Source organism: Pseudothermotoga sp. U03pept (genome assembly GCF_051235805.1).
GTDB lineage: Bacteria > Thermotogota > Thermotogae > Thermotogales > DSM-5069 > Pseudothermotoga_B.
Window position 1 is genome coordinate 1558561 of sequence record NZ_JBPNXV010000001.1, and the last position, 20487, is coordinate 1579047.

Sequence of the window (20487 nt, forward strand, 5' to 3'; positions counted from 1 at the left end):
ACAAAAGTGATCACGACCATCGGCTCGAAGGATCTTTCAAAGATTTGAACAGTTTCCACGCAAAAAATGCACTGAAGCATCGTCAATCTGCTTTACATTCTCCAGAAGTTACTTCTTTCTTAACATCACAAGAGAGATCGTTTTCACAATTGTCTGTTTGTATATTCCAGTGATCACTCCAAACCCAATCGAACCAAGTAGGATGTTCCACAAGAGGTTATCGGCAAATGTCATGAAGAAGCACAAAAGAACCACAACTGCCGTACAGATGTATATCTTCCTGAGCGGGTAATTCACCGAGTAGAACTTCTGCGAGATTTTAGTTCTCATGATGAATAGGACAAGAAAACTGAGACCTGTTGATAGAGCAGCTCCCCTTGCACCAACTCTCGGAACCAATATTAAGTTCCCCACAAAGTTGAAAAGAGTGGCAACAAGAGTGTTTATCATGTGCCAGTGAGTCTTCTTTGCAAAATCTATTCCACGCATGGTAATCTGTGATATGGTACCCATCACAGGCATCAACACCAGAAATGGTGCTATCTGTGAAGCTTTGCGATAGCTTGGAGCCAGCAAGGAGAAAATCACATCTTTACTGATCAAAACCAAGCCACACAGGAGGAACATTACACAACTGACCAGCAAAGCCATCTGCTCGAAGAATTTCGTGTCTGCCTTCTTTGCCTCATAGCTTTCGTATGCGACAGGCTGCCAGAAATTCACAAAGCCCGTTTGAAACAGATTCATCACTGAGACGATCTTGAAAGCGGCAGAGTAGAGTCCCATCTGTGTGAAATCTGAAAAGATTCTGAGTGCAAACCTGTCCATCCAGGTGAAGAGCCACCAGATGATCGAGGCAGGAACAAATGGAAGACCGTACTTGACAACTTCCTTGATGATTCTCTTGCTTAGTCTGACAGGCAACCAATACTCGTGATCCACAACGACACCTACCAAGAGAGCAACGACATTTGAAACTACCTGCCCCAAGATGATCGTGTGGAAGTTTCTTTTGAAAAAGAATGCACACACGATTATGAAACCTACGTTGCTAACAGACTGAACAACTTGAATAGCTGAATACACAAGACCTTTCTTTCTCATTCGAATACTCTGAAGGTTGAAATTCTGCACAACTCCTGTTAGTAGCGCTAAGACCAACAATCTTGAGAAGGTCGAATCTCTGTCGCCAATCAACATGAAAGAAAGTTGTTCAGAAAAGATTAACAACAAAGAACTCACAACAACTCCCAAAAAACTTGGCACAAAGAGGCAGCTTTGGAAAAGAGTTACTCTCTCCGTAGGTTCGACTTGGTAGAAAAATCTCACAAAACTACTGTTTGTCCCAAAGACTACTATTATCACCAAGATGTTGTACACCGTGGAGAACATCATTGCCTTTCCAAACTCCTGCGGTGCAAATAGGTAACTAATCAACGGTGTTGTGAAAAAGGAAATCAGTGCGTTGATCCACGTGCCCAAAGAGAAAGTGAAGAACTGCTTCAAGAGATATCGATAGTCCATCGTCAACCACGATCGTTGAGTTTTTGTTCGATCAACTTCAGCATCGTCTGTCTCTCAGCCAAGGGCAATGGTTGTAGAATTGAACACAGTTCATCTATCGAGTTGAGCAAATGCTGAACCTTCGAGCTGCTTATACCAGATGTTCTGGGAAGAAATTCGATGCGGCAAAACTTTTTCAGTGGTTCGTATTTTTCCCTCCACTCTTCACTTGCAACAATGATATCCGGTTTGTACTTTTCAATATCTTTGATTTTTTCCTGCCAACTGTTTGCTGGGAAAACTTCACCGACGCACTTTATGTTTTCAACGATCTTCGATCTTTCTTCGTAACTGAACAAGCTGACCTTTCCTTTCTCAAGGTTGAATTCATCGGTCGCCACCCCAACGATCAAATAGTCACCATAACTCTTCGCCTTCTGAAGAAAATTCAAATGCCCAACGTGGAAAAGGTCAAAACTGCCGTAAGTTAGAACCTTTTTCATAGTAATTTCCCCCTATAGAGTGCTTTCTCAATCAATTGAAGCACCCTTTTCGTGGAATTGGCATCCTTATATTGGTGAGTCAAATTCAGCACAAACTGTCTTTCTTTTCTGTAGTAATCAGGTTCTTCAAGACTCTTCTTCACTTCTCTTTGCAAAGATTCTTGATCTACACACTTTGGCCCCGCAGTCCAGAGATCGTAGTCAAGTAACCATCCTCCACGTGTGTCTTTGTACTCTTTGAAATCGACTGGTGTAAAAACGATGGGTCTGTCGAGCAACAACCAATCGAAGTAGATAGATGAGTAATCAGTGATCAACAAATCTGCCCCATTCAAAACTTTGTAGAAATCGGTTCTTTCACGTTTCAGAACCTCGGACTCTACGATCTTTACACACTCACTTTCAAAACGCTTGAAATGATCCAAAAAGAGTCGCTCCTCAAGAGGATGGAGTTTCAAAAAGAAGACGATGTCGTTCTCTTCAAGAAAGCGCAAAAATTCTTGTAGATCAAATTCCTTGAAACCAAAAAAGTTGTCGTACGATTTGTTTCCCTCCACGAAGTCTTTATACCCAAATCTGAAAGTTGGAGCAAATATAACGATTCTTTTTGTTCTAAGATCCACTCCAAAGAGTTTCTCCAGGTTTTTTCTACCATCTTCTGTTAACAAATAATCGTTCCTCGGTGCACCCGTGATAATATAGCTACTGACAGCTAAGCCCAAGCAAGCATTTCTCAAAACTGTACCGAAATCTGAGTAGGAACAAAAGACATCTGGTTTGTAACTGTATCTTTCGACTCTCTTGTCCATCAGTCCAGCCTTCTTGGTGGGAAAGCCATGCCAAAGCTCTATGTGAATCGTTTTTCTGCGTAACTTTCTTCCACCGTGGGTTGTGACGATCACCTTGCTCTTGGTCCTCCATTTGATCACGTACCAACTGAAAAGAAACTTCTCCCAGAGTGATTCAAAAGGCTTCTCTGGTAACTCTATGACCTTGAACTTACAATCTCTTATTTCTCCTCTTTCGAGTGCTTCCAAGATTGGCATTAGATTACTGCCTGAGATTCCTGCGAAAAAGAGTGTCACCAGATTTCTGTCCACTCTGTAAAACACTTTTGCAATAGACTCTAAAAGTTTTAAGATCAATAATTTAAGAATTAGCCTCACCTTCTTTATGTTATTTATACCACAAGAGGATACATTTCTCTTCAAAACGGAGGTACTTTCTTTTCACAGTAAGACAAGAGTTTTCAACTGCAGAGTGAGTCCAGAAGGTTTGTAGAAGCTTGTTTCTCATTCGCACGCAACTGAGTTTTCTTTTGAGGTTAGCAACACTTATCACTGGAAATCCTTTCTGACCGTGAATCCGTCAAGGTAGGCTGACTTCCTTGCGATCCACCTCAGGTACTGGTTGAGAAACCCACCAATGGGATGCTACTTTCTCACAAGGATTGGTTGTAAAACCCTTTCTAAAACTCCGTGCAAGTGAGATATGAGCATTCCATAGTTCACAACAGGAATCTCTAACCTCTTGGCTAACTTCATGCGCCTCATGAACGCCGTTCTGTTCAACACACAACCACCGCAATGAATCATCAGCTTGCAGTCAGATAATTCCTCTATCTCTGGAAAGTCCTTTCCAGCGAAGAATTTGTAATTGAGTTTCACTTTGAGCTTTTCAGATATCCAGCTCGGAATCTTGACTCGACCTATGTCATCGCAGGTTGGAATGTGAGAACACGCTTCAACGATGGCGACCGTATCGCCATCTTTCAGATTCTTGAGTGTCTCAATGCTTTCCATGAATTGCTTTATATCACCTTTGCTGACCGACTCGAGAATCGAAAAGGTGGTCAATGGAATATTATTTGGCACGATCTTTTCAACTCTCATGATCGCCTGTGAATCAGTCACCACCAAATCAACTTTGAAGTTCACCTTTTCCAAAGCTTGAGCAAGCTCTGTGTCTCTGGTCACTACCGCTGTTGCAGCACAATCGATCGTTTCCCTTATTGCCTCAACTTGAGGCATGATGAGTCTTCCTCTTGGGGCAGCTGTGTCTATGGGCACGACAAGAACGACAGTTTTGTGTTCAGCCACAAGGTGAGCAAGGAGTGTTTTTGATTCCTCTTTGGGAATGATCTTCGCTATCGTTTGGGCAAGTGCTGCAATGTTGACCTTTGTCTTTGCGGATACTTCTACGATCGGTACATCGAAATGTGTGTAGAATTTTCTCAAACCGTTCTTCAAATCAAACTTGTTCACAGCAATGATGAAAGGTATCTCGAGCTGCCTTAAAAGATCTGCTGCAAAGTGTTCATGTTCGCTCGGCAGATCATCAACAACAAGTATCGCTGCATCTGCACGATACAGAGCTCTTTTGGCACGTTCGACCCTCTTTTCCCCAAGAAAACCTTCATCGTCCAAACCAGGCGTGTCGATGAACGTTACTGGACCGAGTGGATGTAGCTCAAGAGTCTTAAAAACTGGATCTGTAGTAGTACCAGGTACGTCGCTCACGATTGCTACATCTTGACCAACGATCGCGTTTATCAAGGAAGATTTTCCAACATTCCTTCTACCTATGATCGCGATGTACTTTCTAAAGCCCGCATGTGAAGTGTTCATGTCTTTTCCTCCTGTATCCAAAATCATTGCTGACCTTGTAACCAACCGATCTGACCAAATTCTTTGTACACTCACCACAGGCAAGATCGTTTTCAAAGATGCATATCTTGTTTGGATAGAGTGTGTACTGTGCCCGATAAGGTGATGGAGTGAAGTTCGGCATGATCACGTTCGCACCGCATTTGAGTGCAAGCTGCCTTCCAAAAGGATCTATCGTTCCCAGTGCTGTGGTCGCCGGAATGTTGGCATCGGGCAAGAACAGCCTGGTGAGTGCGATCACTTTGAGAGTTTCAGTCAGATCTCCTGCTTTGCAGTTTGCCAAAGGTGTATCTTGATGCGGTATGAACGGACCAATACCCACCATGTCTGCATCGAGTTGGTACACGAACAAGATATCTTTTGCCAACGATAGCTCGTCTTGACCTGGAAGCCCCACCATTGAGCCTGCACCAGTCTCGTAACCAAGCTCTTTGAGTTTGAAGAGATGTTCTTTGCGGTTTTCGAAAGAATCGTTTGGATGCAATCTCTTGTAGAGCTCTTCGTCTGCCGTTTCGTGGCGCATAAGATACCTGTCTGCTTTAAGCTCTTTCCAGCACTTGTACTCGTCGAAGCTTCTTTCGCCTACAGAGAGTGTTATCGCTACTTTGAATCGCTTGATCATTTGAATCATTTCAGAGATCATTTCCTTGGTGTAGTAAGGATCTTCTCCTGACTGAAGAACCACAGTTTTGATGCCCATTTGCGCTATGAGTTTCGCGCGCTCCACGATCTCATCGACGCTCATTCTGTAGCGTTTGATCTTTTTATTCGATGCTCTGATACCACAGTACAAACAATCGTTCTTGCAGTAGTTAGAAAACTCTATGATGCCACGTAGATAGACCTCTCTGCCCAAGTATTTCTGCCTGACTTCATCAGCAACTGCAAAGAGTCGTTCGTTCAGCTCGTTGTTTTTAATCACCCAAGCAAGCTCTTCAACTGTCACACTTTCTCGATGGTTAACGATCTTTTCGATCACTCCGTACACAATCGATCACCTTCTTGCACATCTGTTTGAGTTGATCACTCACTCTATCCAGTTGAGCGAACACTACGTACTCCTCATCTTCGAATGCCACCAGAGGTGGAACAAACCTCTCCTCACCTGCTCTCAAACCTGGAATGTGAGAGATCCTTCTTCCAACCTTTTCACACACCCAGATCTTGCAGTTGAATATTTGTGCGATTTGTTTTAGAAGCTTTTCACAGCCTGACATCGCGCTCTCCTGCCTCGAGCCTTTGCAGAAGTTTCTCTACGATCTTTCTTTTTTCTTCAGGCATTCTTCCAAGCTCGTTTTGAATGAGCTTTTCTCCTATAGTCTTCGTTTCTTTCGAAGCGTAATCGATCAAGTACTCCTTAAAGGTCAACAGGGCATTTGGAGTGCAGAACTCCTTCACAAAACCAGGTATGGCGAACTCCATGAAGTGCTGACCTGTTCTGCCAGCCCTGTAGCACGCCGTACAGAAGGATGGTATGTAGTTGTTCTGAGCAAGCTCTCTCATCACTTCATCGAGAGATCTGGTATCACCCAAGATGAACTGGCTCTTTTTTACCTTCTCCGGATCTTCGTTGGAATACGAACCAACACCTATGCTCGAGCCAGCGTCTATCTGAGACACACCAAGCCTCAGCCCTTCGCGTCTTATCTCTGGACTTTCTCTGGCTGTGAGAATCATACCTGTGTAGGGAACAGAGAGCCTTATGATCGCAATCAAACGTTTGAACTCTTCATCACTCAAAGCTTTGGGCGGTCTTTGGGCAAGCGGCGTGTTCAACGCAGGCTCGATCCTCGGGAACGATATGGTGTGCGGTCCCACACCAAACCTTTCCTCCAAATGCTTCGTGTGGTACATTAAACCCATGACCTCAAACTTCCAATCGTAGAGTCCAAAGAGAGCACCTATGCCGACGTCGTCTATACCTGCGAGCATCGCTCTGTCCAAACCGAAGAGTCTGTACAGATAGGAAGCCTTGGGACCTTTCAAATGGTACTTCTTGTAGGTGGGCAAGTGGTAAGTCTCTTGGAAGATCTGAAAAGTGCCTATGCCCACCTGCCTTATGATCTTGTAGCCTTCGATCGTCTGCGGTGCCGCATTCACATTCACGCGCCTTATTTCCCCATGAGCATTCTTGTAGCTGTATATTCTTTCAATCGTCTTTGCTATGAAAGCAGGTGAGTAGAGAGGATCTTCTCCAAAAACAACGATCAACCTCTTGTGTCCCTTTGAAGTGAGTGCGTAGAGTTCTCTTTCCAGTTCTTCTTCACTCAGCGTCTTTCTGATCACCTGTGTGTTCTCGGTTCTAAAGCCACAATACGAACAGTTGTTTATGCAGTAGTTTCCAACGTAAAGTGGTGCGAAGAGGACTATCCTGTTACCGTAGATCTCTTCCTTCAATTTCCTCGCGGCTTGGAAAATCATTTCGATCTGTTCAGGCTTTTCTGCGTTCAGAAGTGTAGCTGTTTCCTTCACAGAGAGCCGTTCCTTTTTCAGAGACTTTTCGACGATCTCTTCGACCAACTTTGTCTCGGGGTTCTTTGTTTCATTCAACAGCTGTTCTATCTCAGAGTGGTGGACAAAACTTTCATGATCTTCGATACTTTCGATCTTTTTCAACAGAATCAAGATTCTCACCTCACTTTATGGGCATCGTCTTGACCTTGACACCCTTGATTTGACCGAGTTTTCCTGTCAAACTACCGATCAGGTCATTGTTAGTCTTGACGATCAAGAGTATGATTGCCATCTTTTCATCTGGGACAGGATAACCTATTCTGAGTTTTATTAACTCTGCAAAATCGTGCAGAAGCTCGTTCACCTGTCTGTATGCATTCTGCCTGTCCTCCACCACGATGTTCAGTATGTAAAACCTCTCCAAAGAGAAAACCCCCTTCCTCTCACCGAGGAAAGGGGGTAGATTGAACCCTGTACTCAGCCTCCTTTCCTCGGTGTCAGATTCACTCCTTCACCTCAGAAGATTTCAAGTGAATTATATCACGTTTTTCACGATGAATCAAATCTTATCGATTCGACCAAGCAGCACCAACGTCAAAATCAACCAGCAGGCTCAAGATCAAATTCAACTTCAAAGACGTGCGTAAATGGATTGTCACCGTTTGAAACTGTTATTTTCATGTAGTGAGTCTTTTGCCAGTTCGTTGGAAGTTCCAAGTAGAATGCATCTCCGAAAGCCATGTAGACATCGTAGACACCTGGCTCAATACCAACGAACGGCAAGAAGCCCCAATCATCAGACTTACCGTAGTACACTGGAACTGTGCTGCTTTCTGGATACATCGTCACGTAGACTTCAGGTGCATAGAACACTTCATCTTCGTTATCTCTCACGTAAAAGCTAAAGTAAACATCCGCACCAGTGTCCGTTGGCAGGCTTTGTGTTAGAGCCTTGTAGGCGTTCACCCTACCCCAACCGCTGTCGTGATCAAAACCAGCTGCCATGATGTCGTCGGCGGTATTGGCTATGTGCTTTCTGATCTGATAAGGCGTGTATTCTTCTTCACCAAGTTTTTCCAAAAGCAGCGCGATCACACCCGAAACATGCGGTGTCGCCATGGACGTACCACCGTAGAAGGCGTACGGATTTTCTCCGTCGAAGAATTCCTCCTCATCCCAAAGTGGTACCGTGGAAAGGATTGTAAAATCACCAGGTGCAGCGACGGTTATCCACCTTCCACGTGTTGAAAAGTGCGTTATTCCATCTACTGCTGTACTTGCCGCAACGTTTATCACACCTGGAAAGCACGACGGATAGTGAATCTCGTCTGTGTGGCCGTTGCCAGCAGAGGCTACGAAGATACCTTTATACTCTTCCATTATACGAGCTATCGTGTGTGCCAACGTTATGGAGTAACCTTTTCCACCCCAGCTGTTTGAAAAGATCTTTGCACCGTGATCTGCAGCCCAGACAAAGCCGTTTGCAACATAATCGTCTCCAACGTACCCAGGTTCGAATATCACTATAGGCATTATCTTCGCACCGGGTGCCACTCCTACTACGCCTATGTCATTGTTCAGCGCAGCGATCGTTCCTGCCACATGTGTGCCGTGTGGGTCGAACGAGCTATCTTCGCTTGGATCGAGTTCTTCACCTGTGGTAGGTCTATAGCCTGTCACAAGTTGACCCTGCAGATCAGGATGAGTTCCATCGACACCGGTATCGACTACTGCCACGATCACACCTTCACCGGTGTATTCAAGGTTCCAAGCCTCAGGAGCCTTAATCTTTCTCAAACCCCACATGTATTTTTCGAAGAACTCTTCTTGTTGATCTGCGTACACCGCTTTGCTCAAAAGTTGAGAGTCTTTCCAGCTATCGTTCTTGACGGGTTCTATCAGGTATCTCTTGTAGCTGGGCTCAACGTAGGATATCTTCTCCCTCAGTTCTTTTTCCTGCTTGAGCTTTTCAATGATTCGCGCCCTCATCTCTGCATAACTGAGCACTGTTCTAAAGCTCACCGCATTGATCTTTTCGAGCTTCACCCTTATCTCTGCGCTTGGATCGATCGATTTGACAAGATTTATCGCATCATCGATTGAATCTTTGTAGCCAACGATGACTATGCCTTCCATGATTTCTGCATCTTTTTCGATGGGGGCGACTATCTCTTCGAAGGTCTTTTCACTGACGTTGTTCTTTGGAATGTTGCTCATACAACCGGCTAAGAACAAAGCTACCAAAACAACTGCAATAAGAAGTCTTTTCATCTTCACTCACCCCCTTTTCACTCACCGGTTGTGAACCTGTTGAAGTAGTCTGCCTCGTTTGTCCATCTGTCCCAATCATACCCATAGTCTATGGTGCAGGAGATCCAGTATCCATCTTCAGCCTCGTAGTAGGCTACTGCGGCGTCCAAGCCCCATTCGTAGGTTTTGAACTTTTCAAGTGGTTCGGTTTGTGGGATATCATCCTCCTCTGGAGTGATCCTAACCCAGTTTGGATCGGAAATGGGATCGAAAGGCAGAATAATTTCCTGCGGTCCCATAGTTGCAATTATAGAATCGTAATATATGTGTTGTTCACTCACGACCATGTCGTAGATCCATGGACTACCTTCGTAGATGAAATAGATATCCTCATCATCTATCAGATCCCCACCTATGTGAGGTGTTGAACTTTGATCTCTCCAGTCAACAGGTTTCCATCTGAAGGTTGGAGTTCTTGAGACGTTCGTTTCGTTGTCTGCCGGTGAGATGAGTTTGACCTTGAAAAGATCGAGCGGAACTACCTCTATCACGTTGCTGTTGTCTGATTCACTACCATCTCTGTAAACAGTTCTAACCGTATAGTAGTACTTCTTACCGGGTTCAAGGTCAAAGCCTCTGTCGAATCTGTAATAGGAAGTCGTGAAAGCGATCTTTTCCCAGTTTTCTCCATCGGTCGATCTGTAAATATTGTAACCTACACGGTTTTCTGCTGGTGCATGAGTCCAGGCAAGTTGTACAAAGATGTTCGTCTCAGGTATGTTGTGCTCTGGTCTGTAGTTCTTAAGAGCTTCTATCATCTCCTTTGTCAGCCGTTTTTCAAGCAGTTGTTTTATTGGGTTCGGCAGATTGTAATACTCTACATCAGCATCGCTCGTCCAGCCGGCGTACCACAAGCCTGTCGGAGGAGTTCTTGAAGTTACCTCTGGTGGAGTTCTATCGATCGTCAAGTAGATGATCTTGTCGAGCCTCGTATCGTTCGGCGTGTAAACCACAACATGCATTGGGACTGTCACACCGTCGAACCTTGTTAACGATACTGTGGTTTGATATTCCTTCACGTCAGAGGCAGCGTAATCTCTTGCCACAGCACTTGGAACATAGTCCAAACCGATGTACAGCACATACATCAGTTCTGAGCTTGTGACTTTGACCTTTACAGAATCAAAGGTTATCGTAGTGGCTTCTGGATCGGTTATCGGTGTTCCCTCTGTTGTGAAGAGTTCTACCGTGACTTCTGGTACGACATCGTAATCGGTCATCGCCCTTCTCGAAAATGTTTCGATCGTAGGCAAAATCTCTGGATCGTAGTTTTCAACAACGCTCGTTGCCTTTCCTTCACCTGTGATCTTGATATCGTATCTTCCATCTGGTAGGTAAAACTTTGCGTGCCCATTTTCATCGGTCGTTGTTGAAATTATCTCTTCTGAATCTTGCAAGATCTGCACCGTCGCGCCAACGGTGGCACTGCCTGTGGTGAAATCAAGAACCTTCACTACAGAGAGATTCTCTCCAACGGTGAACCTCCAGACAGGGCTTTCTGCAGACTGAACACCATCTGAAACAACGACCTTCCAGTAGTAAGTCTGTCCCGGTGTCAGATTGCTAACGGTGTACTGCGGCACATTCACTGTAGTGATCTTTGAAAGGTTCCCAGGGCTGGTTCCCAAGTACACCTCGAAGGTCAAAGCTCGTCCTTCTGGATCTGTCGCTGTCGATTTCAAAGTCACGGATTTTGTCGAAGCGAGAACTGCCACCTGCGCACCATCCTGCGGTGAGATCAAAGAAACCTGCGGCAATTGGTTGATGGGTCCAAAACATGAATAGAGTAGCACAACGAGAGCCAGAACGAGTAACCATTTCACCTTCATGAACACACCCCCTTTACAGAGATCTACAAAAGCCTTGTTTAGCAGAAATTCATACTGGTTAATTAAAATAAACTTTTTGGTATGAAGACAATGTTTTATTTTGATAAAAGTATATCACAAACCATGTCTGAAGTAAAGCTCTTTGAGGATGAACCTTAAGTCAGATGCCCACTGTTCATTCTCAAGAAAGGTGTCTTTCATCCTGCTGAGAGTGCTTAATTTTGTCTTGGCTTTGAAAGTTGGTAGAATTGTAAAACGAGGTGATCAAATGGAGTTTCTTTGTTGTGGTCTTTCAGAAGAAATAGAGAGAGAAGAAAATCTTGGGAATTTCACCGCGGCGCTGAAGCTGATCGACAGGTGGCTGAAAGATGAGAGAATCACAAAGACTCAGAAAGAAAGACTTTTGTATGAAAAGGTTAGGATCAATATGCTTCTTGAAAACTATCCATTTGAAGAAGATCAAGCCATAGCAAAAGCAAAGGAGATGATCAAGGATTTCAAGTACGAAGAGTTCTATGAATTACTCGAAAATGGTTACGTAGACTACATACTCGTCGATGGTAAGAGAAGATTTCAAGAGAGATTTGTACAGAACATAGGTTTTGCGCTGCCGCAGTACAAAGAAAGAATGAAGAAGGATGAAGATTCAGAAAAGGCAAGACAACTGCTGGCTGAGAGGCTGAAGGAACTCTTGAACCAAGGTGTGCCCAAAAGTTTTAGAGTGCGAATCAAGGTCAGTGCAAGAATAGATGAAGAAGGTAAAGTGTTCCACGTGTGGCTTCCTTTCCCAAAGGAAGAGCTTCAAATCAGCGATGTGAAGCTGATATCTACAAGCCACGAAGAGTACATTGTTTCAGAAAACTGTGTGCCCCAGAGAACGATATACTTCAGATCAAAAGACAAAGATTACTATGTCGAGTTCGAATACACAGTCAGAGAATGGGTCAACAGAGTAGATCCAAAGATGGTTGAAAAATGCGATCTTGAAGACCATCTTGGCGAAGAACCGCCGCACATCGTCTTTAGCCCCTATTTGAGAAAGCTCACCAGAGAGGTTGTCGATGGTGAGTCAAATGACTATCTGAAGGCGAAAAGAATCTACGACTGGATAACGACACACGTGAGATATTCCTTCGTTAGACCTTACGCAACCTTTGAAAACATCTCCAAGTACGTTGCGGAAAACCTGAAGGGCGATTGTGGTTTTCAAGCGATCTTGTTCATAACCATGTGCAGGATTGCTGGTGTACCGGCAAGGTGGCAGTCTGGTTGGTATGCCAACCCCGTGTACGCATCTTCGCATGACTGGGCTTTGTTCTACGTGAAACCGTACGGTTGGCTACCTGCAGATCCATCCTTCGGCGGTGCAAGGAGGGAGAACGAAGGTTTTCGCGGTTTTTACTATGGTAACTTGGACGGCTTTAGAATGGTTGCCAACTCTGGCTTTATGAGAGACTTTGAGCCAAAGACCAACTTTTACAGAGAAGATCCCACAGACAACCAAGTTGGTGAGGCTGAGAGTGAAGAGAAAAAGATCAAGTTGCACACAAAGATCGAGGTTGTATCCTTTGAGGAACTGTGAGGAGGATTGAAGATGAGCAAGATCATCGATGTGAAGTTTTCATTGAAGCGCTATGAGTACGATAAACCTTTTCATATCACAGGAAGTATCTCATCTGAAGCGAAGAACATCGAGGTGCAGATTTTCACAGAGAGCGGTTTTCAAGGTTTTGGTGAGGCTTCCCCTTCCTTCAGAGTCAACGGTGAGAAGCCAGAGATGATAATGGCTCTTGAAGAGTTTGTCAAAGGTTTGCTCCTGGGAATGGAGGTTGAAGAGTACCGTAAGATCTTTGAAGTTACAGACAAACTTTTGGCAACTCCAAGTCTCAAAGCAGCCGTTCAGTATGCCGTACTCGATGCACTTTCTGAAGAGGTCGGGTTGGAGGTCTATCGGTTACTTGGAGGTGCTTTAAAAAAGATCGAGACTGACAAGACGGTGAGCATAGACAGTATCGAGAACAGAGTGAAGGATGCAAAAGATATCTTTGAATCTGGTTTCAAGGTGATCAAGATCAAGGTTGGAGAGAATCTGAAAGAAGACATCGAAGCAATGCAGGAGATCTACAAAGTCACCAAAGGTGCACAGTACATAGTCGATGCAAACATGGGATACACGCCGAAGCAGGCAGTTGAGTTTGCCAATCGAGTTTATGCAGCTGGAATAGAGATCGCCGTCTTCGAGCAGCCAGTTCATGCAACTAATGTTGATGGACTGAGATTTGTGAGATCCAACGTTCCATTTCCCGTTGCGGCGGACGAGTCCGCAAAGACAAAGTTTGACGTGCTCAGATTGATCAAGGAAGAAGCCGTAGATTATGTGAACATAAAATTGATGAAGTCTGGTATAAGCGATGCTCTGTCGATCGTAGAGCTTGCAAAAAGCGCCAACTTGAGATTGATGATTGGCTGTATGGCAGAGTCAAGTCTTGGTATAAATCAAAGTGTTCACTTTGCACTTGCTACCGGCGCCTTTGACTTTTGTGATCTTGACAGCCACCTGATGCTCAAAGAAGAGAGATTCAAAGGAAAGTTCATCCAAGATGGACCAAGTATGCTGGCGAGGAAGTGAGAAGATGAAGATATTTGAAGCACAAAGGCTTATCAGAAATGGACAGCTCAGACCAACACAGATTCTCAAAGAATGCTTGGAAAGGATCGAAGAACACAAGGATCTGAACGCTTTCATAACCTTAGATATCGACGGTGCGATGAAAGAAGCAAAAAGACAAGATGAAATGCTCAAAACAGCCAATCTGGAAAGATTACCACTACTGTTCGGAATACCGATCGCTTTGAAAGATCTCATCTACACCAAAGGAATGAGAACCACGGCAGGAAGTCTTTTCTGGAAAGATTTTATACCAGAGGAAGATGCTTTTATCGTTCGAAGGCTTAAAAGATCTGGAGCGATCATCATAGGAAAGACGAACATGCACGAGATTGCATTAGGTGTGACGAACAACAATCCACACTTTGGACCGTGCAGAAATCCATATGATCCGACGAAGGTTTCTGGTGGTTCTTCGGGCGGCTCTGCTGTGGCGGTGGCAACCGGTATGGCACTCGGAGCGATAGGCACAGACACAGGTGGCTCGATAAGGATTCCATCTGCACTGTGTGGAGTCGTTGGGTTGAAGCCAACCTACGGGAAGGTTAGCCTCAGAGGCGTCATACCTCTTGCCTGGCATCTGGACCACGTCGGGCCGATAACAAACTCTGTGATCGATGCGTTGATATTGTTAAAGGCGATAGAAGGTCATGATTCAAAAGATCCATTCAGCTTCAAGGTCAAGAGAACAGATCTTCTGCAGACAACGACAGACCTTTCTGGCGTGCGGGTGGCAAAGGCAGTAGGAGAGTTCTTCCAAAAGGCTGATGCGAAAATCCTAAAGGTAGTCGATGAGGTCGCAAGAAAGCTTGAAGAGCTTGGAGCAACGGTGCAAATGGAAAAGATGGACTGGCTCAGAGATGCGGCTGTGGCGAATGGATTGATGACACAAACAGAGGCTGCTGCCTTTCATAGAGAGAGGCTCAAAGAAAGACCCGAATGGTTTTCAGAGGATGTAAGGCAGAGATTGAACGAAGGACTTTCCACAACAGGTGTAGATTATGCGGCTGCAAGGTACACACAGAGTATCACCAAGAAGCGTTTCGAAGAGTTCTTCAGAAGATACGACCTTCTCTTGCTTCCGACGGTGCCCATAACTGCACCACCCATCTGCGGTGAAGGGGCAGTCGAGATGGCAAGAAGATTGACCAGATTCACAGCACCTTTCAACATCGCAGGACTGCCAGCAGTCTCTTTACCAGCTGGTAAGGTCGAAGGACTACCGGTCGGAGTACAGCTGGTCTCGCGTTCTTGTAATGAGTCGTTCCTGCTGCAGGTGAGTTTACTGATAGAGTCACTCGTACAGAAAGCAAGCAACTTGGTGTAGCGTGTCGACCTCTTTGAGCTGCGGCACGCTTTCGTGGCATTTTTTCATCGCGTACGGACACCGTGATGCAAACAAACACGCCTCCGGTGGATCGATTGGAGAGGTGATCTCACCTTCTATTGGCTGTGTATTTTTCAATCTGCGAGCCTTGGGGTCTGCGACTGGAACAGAGGATATCAACGCTTGAGTGTAAGGATGCATGGGACGATTGAAGAGATCCTTTGAACTCGACAGTTCGACGATCTTGCCCAGGTACATAACGGCTATTCTGTCGCTCACGTACTTCACAACTGCCAGATCGTGCGCTATGAAGATGTAGGTAAGATCGTACTTCTCTTTGAGTGAGATCAGCAGATTTATAACCTGTGCCTGAACGGAGACATCGAGTGCCGAGACAGGTTCATCACAGATCAAGAGTCTTGGTTTCATAACCAAAGCTCTCGCGATACCAATTCTCTGTCTTTGTCCACCCGAGAATTCATGTGGATATCTGTAGACGTATTCCTTTCGCAAACCGACGCTTTCGAGAGCCTCAAAGACTATCTCTCTTTTCTCGTTCAAAGGTGTCTCAGATAGACCCTCGGTGACTATTTGAAAAATAGTGAGCCTTGGGTTCAATGAACCGTAAGGGTCTTGAAAGATCATTTGAATCTTCTTTCTGTATGGTCTAAAAGTTCTTTCATCGAGAGAGAACAAATCCACGGGTTCTTTTTCTTCTGTGTAGATAGCCTTTCCTGATGTTGGTTCATAAAGTCTAACGAGCAATCTGCCAAGCGTTGTCTTTCCGCAACCAGATTCACCAACTAAACCAAAGGTCTCTCCACGAAAGACATTGAAAGAAACGTTGTTGACGGCTTTCAAGTATGATCTCTTTCTAAACGATCTTTTCACGGCGAACCATTTGCTCAAATCTGTGACGTTAAGAATCTCACGCATCCTCTTTCCCCTCACCGTTCGAATAAAGCCAGCATTTCACGTAATGATCAGACCCAAAAGATATGTCCTTAGGTTTCTGTTCAGAGCAGATCGGCATCTTGTAGGAGCATCTTGGATGAAATCGACAACCAGAAGGATATCTTGCTGGGTGTGGCACCATACCCTCTATCGATGCTAACCTTTCTCTTTTGGATTCTTGATGCGTTATCTTAGGAACAGAATTCCACAGAGCCTTTGTATATGGATGAAGTGGATTTTCAAAGATATCGTCAACGGTAGCCCTTTCGATGACTTGCCCTGCGTACATCACCACAACTCGATCACACATTTCGGCAACAACTGCCAGGTTGTGTGTTATGAGAAGTATCGAAGTGTTGAATTTCTCTTTGAGATCAAGCATCAACTTGAGCACCTGTGCCTGTATGGTCACGTCAAGCGCAGTTGTTGGTTCGTCGGCTATCAAGAGCTTTGGGTTGCACGCCAATGCCATCGCTATCATCACACGTTGTCTCATTCCACCGGAAAGTTGATTTGGGTATTGTTCGTACCTTTTCTGTGGCTCAGGTATCTTCACACTCGCCAACATTTCTACACTCTTCTTCTTTCTTTCTTCTCTGTCTGATCTCTCGTGCAACTCGTAGACTTCTTCTATCTGCCAACCGACTGTGTAAACAGGGTTCAAAGAAGACATCGGTTCTTGAAAGATCATCGATATCTCTTTTCCCCTCATTTTGTAAAGTTCATCTTTCGGTAGTCTCAACAGATCTACGTTGTTAAACCATATGTGTGAATCTTCATCGATGAAGGCATTCTTTGGCAAGAGTCTTGTGATCGCATAGGCTGTCACAGTCTTGCCGCAGCCGGATTCACCAACGATCCCAAGAACTTCACCTTCTTTTAAATCAAAGGACACATCGTCCACTGGTACTATCCTTCCCATGTTTGTTCTGAACCCAACTTTGAGGTTTTCCACCTTCAAGAGCATCAAATCACCTCAGGTTTCGCTCACGAACTTTGGATCCAAGGCATCACGCAGTCCGTCACCAAGAAAGTTAACGCTCAGCACCGTTATGAAGATCATGAACCCTGGAAAGAAAACAAGCCACCACGGTACAACTGAGGAATGACCCGTCGAGAGTATGTAGTTCATCGATCTCTGAAGCATGTTACCCCAGGAAGGCGTTGGTGGTTGTATGCCAAGTCCAAGATAGCTTAAAGAAGATTCAGAAAGTATTGCATAAGAAAGATTGAGCGTTGCCGAGACGATCGTTATCGGCATCACGTTCGGGAGTATGTGCTTGAAGAGAATCTTTATTCTGCTTGTACCAAGTACGCGCGCAGCCATCACGTAATCGCTCTCTCTCAAAGACAGAACAACTCCCCTCACCAACCTTGAAACACCCATCCATCCGAAGACCGAAAGAACAAGAATTGTGTTTGTCAAGCCAGAACCAAAGACCATCGTCAGTATGAGCAGAACAGGAAAGAGTGGTACAGAAAGCATAACATCGACAAATCTCATGAGCAATCTGTCAACTATTCCGCCAAAGTAACCAGAGAGTAAACCTATCAACAAGCCTATGCCTGTGGTGATCAAAGAAGAGACAAAGCCCACGAACAGAGATATCCTTCCACCGTACATGAGTCTTACCAACACGTCTCTGCCCAATTCATCGGTACCAAAAAGATGATGTTGTGAGAATGGCGGTGCAAAGATCGCCGTTAAGTCAAATTCATCGTATGTAGTTTTAACCAGAAAAGGTCCGACCAAACTGAAAATGGCAACGAGCAGCAACGTGACCAGCCCAACGAATGCCAACCGATGCTTCAAAAACCTCCTTCTAACGAGTTGCCAGTAACTTCCGATCGGTATTACAGCGCTGTCTTGCAATTGTTCGTATTTCTTCTTCACAAAAAACACCTGTTACACCGCCTTTGCACCGAGTCTGACTCTTGGATCGACAACAGTATAGAGTATGTCTGCCAAGAGGTTGGAGAACAGGGTAATCACTGTGATGAACATCAAGCAGTTTATAGCCAGATTGTAATCACTCGCTAAAACTGCTTCGTATATGAGCCTACCCATGCCGGGCCAGGAGAAGACAGTCTCGACTATCAGAGCACCGCCGAAGAAATACGGTATATCCAACGCGATGATAGTTATGATGGGTATCATAGCGTTTCTCAGGGCATGCTTCAGTATGACTCTTCTTTCCTGAGCCCCCTTCGAATAAGCAGTTCTTATGTAGTCTTGATCGAGCACCTCCAAAAGCGAGGTTCTTATGTACCTGACCCAGTACGCAACCTGAACCAATCCAAGGACTAAGGACGGTAGAATTAAATGCCGTACTCTGTCGGCGAAGATGTTCCAGCTACCTGTAATGCCATAGGTCTGCACACCCGAGATGGGAAACCAACCAAGCACAACAGAGAAGATTATTATCGCCATCAAGGCAAACCAAAAGGTGGGTAATGAGATACCCACAAAAGCAAGAACAGTGAAAAAGTAATCGAAGAAAGAATACTTCTTTACAGCTGAGTATATGCCGATTGGAAAGGCTACAACCAATCCTATAAGCCATGCAGTGACCGTCAAAAGCAATGTGTTTGGCAACCTTTTAACGATTATTCCCAAAACAGGCTGTTTGTACATCGACGAAAAACCAAGATCGCCCTTCAGGAAATTTGCGAGCCAGAAAAAGTACCTGACTATCAGCGGATCGTCCAAATGGTAGTATTTTCTGAGTTCGGCAATCTTCACAGGATCTTTCAAAACGGCTCGAGGGTTTTCCAAACGGCTGTACAAAAGGGGATCTCCTGGCATTGCGTTGAGTATGGTGAATATTATCAAAGATATCAGGAAGAATATGGGAATGAGCTCTATGAGTCGAACGATCAAGTATCTTTTCAAAGAAATGACCTCCTAAGATCTCTGCACATAATCGGCTGTTATCAGTCCTGCGAGCAGTTGTATCGCCACAAGATCCTTTATGGGAATGGCTTTGTAGTTCAGATTCTTCTTTAGATATTCGATCTTCTTTTTGAAGTGATCGTTTAGTTTCTCTCTTGTTTCTTCAATTTGATTGTCTTGCCGTTTAGCCAAAATCTCACCGAGTAATCGTCTGAGCATTCCAAGTGACAGCGACTGATAGAACTGCGTGACACACGTGTTGTCGAAGACCTCGGCAACTGTTGCCTTTCGTAAAAGCTCAGGATCTGTCTCTATCCAATTTCTCTCTGCCTCCAGGTACTTCGGCACCGTCTCAACGTAGTTTGCAAAGACCTCAAAGAAGGGAGAGTTCTCATCTGCAAACCTTCGACTTCTCTCAAAGATCTCTTGAATGATCTTGGCATTCTCTGTGGAACTTTCCCACGCCATCATTCTGGCTTCCTTTCTTGTAATAGAACTCTGTGAAGAATCCTCAATCCTCGGATCGTAATAGTACGGCACTTCACAGACCAAAGAAAAGGTGTTTGCAACGCGGCTTGCATACTCATCGGAGCTCGCTCCAGCCTTGATGATCTGCGCAGGATCGACTTTTGAATTTTTCTCTAAATAGTCATATTCTTCAGTTATAGGAGTGAGTTTGTAGACAGCTTGTGAAAGCATTTTCAAATACGGTACCTCTGGTTCACCTAAGGCAAGCGGCACATTGAAGCTGTGAGGAATTTGGTGAAAATCTTTGTAAAGCTGTGGTGAGTTTTCACTGATATAGTAATAAACACCTCCAAAACCTGCATTGTGAAGAGAATACATGAAGGCAGGTTTTTGCTCTTCGATTATTTTCATCAGAACCTGCGTCTCTGGCAGTGGATCGTGAAAGTGGAGCGTCTTGTAATCTACCGGAAAGGTCCATTCCACCTGCTTGAATCCTGGTGGTCTGTAGAAATTGGTTGCATAAGATTCTATCGACTGCGGATTTGAAAACCATCCTTCGTTCAACTTAGTACCATCAGGATCGATGACCTTTATCAGATACCATGTGTAATCAAAATGAGATCTCAGGGCTTCGTTTTCGGCAAGTTCTTGGGCAAGAAAATCCAGCATCATTGCCCCTATTGGTTCGTTCGGATGTGGACAACCGAAGAGTAAAGCACTTTTAGAACCATTACCAATCTGAATGACCTTTATCGGATGACCTTTTCTTGACTTTCCCATCTGGTAAACCTTCACGATCTTAGGATATTTCTTCGCAAGATGATCTGTTCTTTCGTCAAATTCGTCAACATAGAAAAATCTTTGGTAATTGGGGATCTTCTCGATCAAAGTGTGAAAATCCATCTTATGCCT

17 protein-coding genes are annotated in these 20487 nt (G+C 44.6%); 3 read left to right on the forward strand and 14 right to left on the reverse strand.

What is annotated here, in order from left to right; genetic code table 11:
- Positions 1-108 precede the first annotated feature (108 nt).
- The 9 genes from ACSFC1_RS07705 to ACSFC1_RS07745 all read right to left on the reverse strand — a co-directional run bounded on the left by ACSFC1_RS07705 (position 109) and on the right by ACSFC1_RS07745 (position 11265).
- Positions 109-1524: an oligosaccharide flippase family protein gene (locus tag ACSFC1_RS07705; RefSeq protein ID WP_435565520.1), complete on the reverse strand. Its 1416-nt coding sequence runs from the start codon at positions 1522-1524 to the stop codon at positions 109-111.
- Between the two features lie 2 nt (positions 1525-1526).
- Positions 1527-2006, reverse strand: a complete 480-nt coding sequence (locus tag ACSFC1_RS07710) for an adenylyltransferase/cytidyltransferase family protein (RefSeq protein WP_435565521.1) — start codon at positions 2004-2006, stop codon at positions 1527-1529.
- Entirely contained in the window at positions 2003-3106 is a 1104-nt protein-coding gene (locus ACSFC1_RS07715; RefSeq protein ID WP_435565522.1) for a CDP-glycerol glycerophosphotransferase family protein, read from the reverse strand. Before ACSFC1_RS07715 ends, ACSFC1_RS07710 begins: the two co-directional genes overlap by 4 nt.
- A 333-nt stretch (positions 3107-3439) precedes the next feature.
- Positions 3440-4633: a [FeFe] hydrogenase H-cluster maturation GTPase HydF gene (hydF, locus tag ACSFC1_RS07720; RefSeq protein ID WP_435565523.1), complete on the reverse strand. Its 1194-nt coding sequence runs from the start codon at positions 4631-4633 to the stop codon at positions 3440-3442.
- The gene (gene hydE / locus ACSFC1_RS07725) at positions 4608-5660 is read right to left on the reverse strand and encodes a [FeFe] hydrogenase H-cluster radical SAM maturase HydE (protein WP_435565524.1); all 1053 of its coding nucleotides are present in this window, start codon (positions 5658-5660) and stop codon (positions 4608-4610) included. The genes hydF and hydE overlap by 26 nt, the downstream gene beginning before the upstream one ends.
- Positions 5661-5875: 215 nt before the next feature.
- Entirely contained in the window at positions 5876-7291 is a 1416-nt protein-coding gene (gene hydG / locus ACSFC1_RS07730) for a [FeFe] hydrogenase H-cluster radical SAM maturase HydG (protein WP_435566014.1), read from the reverse strand.
- Positions 7292-7307: 16 nt separating this feature from the next.
- On the reverse strand, positions 7308-7550 hold the full coding sequence (locus ACSFC1_RS07735) for a TM1266 family iron-only hydrogenase system putative regulator (RefSeq protein ID WP_435565525.1): 243 nt from the start codon (positions 7548-7550) through the stop codon (positions 7308-7310).
- Between the two features lie 176 nt (positions 7551-7726).
- The gene (locus ACSFC1_RS07740; protein ID WP_435565526.1) at positions 7727-9397 is read right to left on the reverse strand and encodes a S8 family serine peptidase; all 1671 of its coding nucleotides are present in this window, start codon (positions 9395-9397) and stop codon (positions 7727-7729) included.
- Positions 9398-9414: 17 nt separating this feature from the next.
- Positions 9415-11265: a hypothetical protein gene (locus ACSFC1_RS07745; RefSeq protein ID WP_435565527.1), complete on the reverse strand. Its 1851-nt coding sequence runs from the start codon at positions 11263-11265 to the stop codon at positions 9415-9417.
- Between the two features lie 268 nt (positions 11266-11533).
- On the opposite strand from ACSFC1_RS07745, the gene ACSFC1_RS07750 reads away from it, so the two are divergent.
- From ACSFC1_RS07750 to ACSFC1_RS07760, 3 genes are read left to right on the forward strand one after another with little or no spacing between them, the layout of a single operon-like run.
- Positions 11534-12847, forward strand: a complete 1314-nt coding sequence (locus ACSFC1_RS07750; RefSeq protein WP_435565528.1) for a transglutaminase-like domain-containing protein — start codon at positions 11534-11536, stop codon at positions 12845-12847.
- 12 nt (positions 12848-12859) lie between these two features.
- Complete coding sequence (locus ACSFC1_RS07755) at positions 12860-13894, forward strand: L-Ala-D/L-Glu epimerase (RefSeq protein ID WP_435565529.1); 1035 nt, start codon at positions 12860-12862, stop codon at positions 13892-13894.
- Positions 13895-13898: 4 nt separating this feature from the next.
- Positions 13899-15260, forward strand: a complete 1362-nt coding sequence (locus tag ACSFC1_RS07760; protein WP_435565530.1) for an amidase — start codon at positions 13899-13901, stop codon at positions 15258-15260.
- Here the strand turns inward: ACSFC1_RS07760 and ACSFC1_RS07765 are convergent.
- From ACSFC1_RS07765 to ACSFC1_RS07785, 5 genes are read right to left on the reverse strand one after another with little or no spacing between them, the layout of a single operon-like run.
- Positions 15228-16196: an ABC transporter ATP-binding protein gene (locus ACSFC1_RS07765; RefSeq protein ID WP_435565531.1), complete on the reverse strand. Its 969-nt coding sequence runs from the start codon at positions 16194-16196 to the stop codon at positions 15228-15230. The genes ACSFC1_RS07760 and ACSFC1_RS07765 overlap by 33 nt on opposite strands.
- Positions 16189-17181, reverse strand: a complete 993-nt coding sequence (locus ACSFC1_RS07770) for an ABC transporter ATP-binding protein (RefSeq protein WP_435565532.1) — start codon at positions 17179-17181, stop codon at positions 16189-16191. The genes ACSFC1_RS07765 and ACSFC1_RS07770 overlap by 8 nt, the downstream gene beginning before the upstream one ends.
- Positions 17182-17190: 9 nt before the next feature.
- Complete coding sequence (locus tag ACSFC1_RS07775; RefSeq protein ID WP_435565533.1) at positions 17191-18108, reverse strand: ABC transporter permease; 918 nt, start codon at positions 18106-18108, stop codon at positions 17191-17193.
- 12 nt (positions 18109-18120) lie between these two features.
- Complete coding sequence (locus tag ACSFC1_RS07780; RefSeq protein ID WP_435565534.1) at positions 18121-19107, reverse strand: ABC transporter permease; 987 nt, start codon at positions 19105-19107, stop codon at positions 18121-18123.
- 12 nt (positions 19108-19119) lie between these two features.
- Complete coding sequence (locus ACSFC1_RS07785) at positions 19120-20478, reverse strand: M14 family zinc carboxypeptidase (RefSeq protein WP_435565535.1); 1359 nt, start codon at positions 20476-20478, stop codon at positions 19120-19122.
- Positions 20479-20487: the final 9 nt, after the last annotated feature.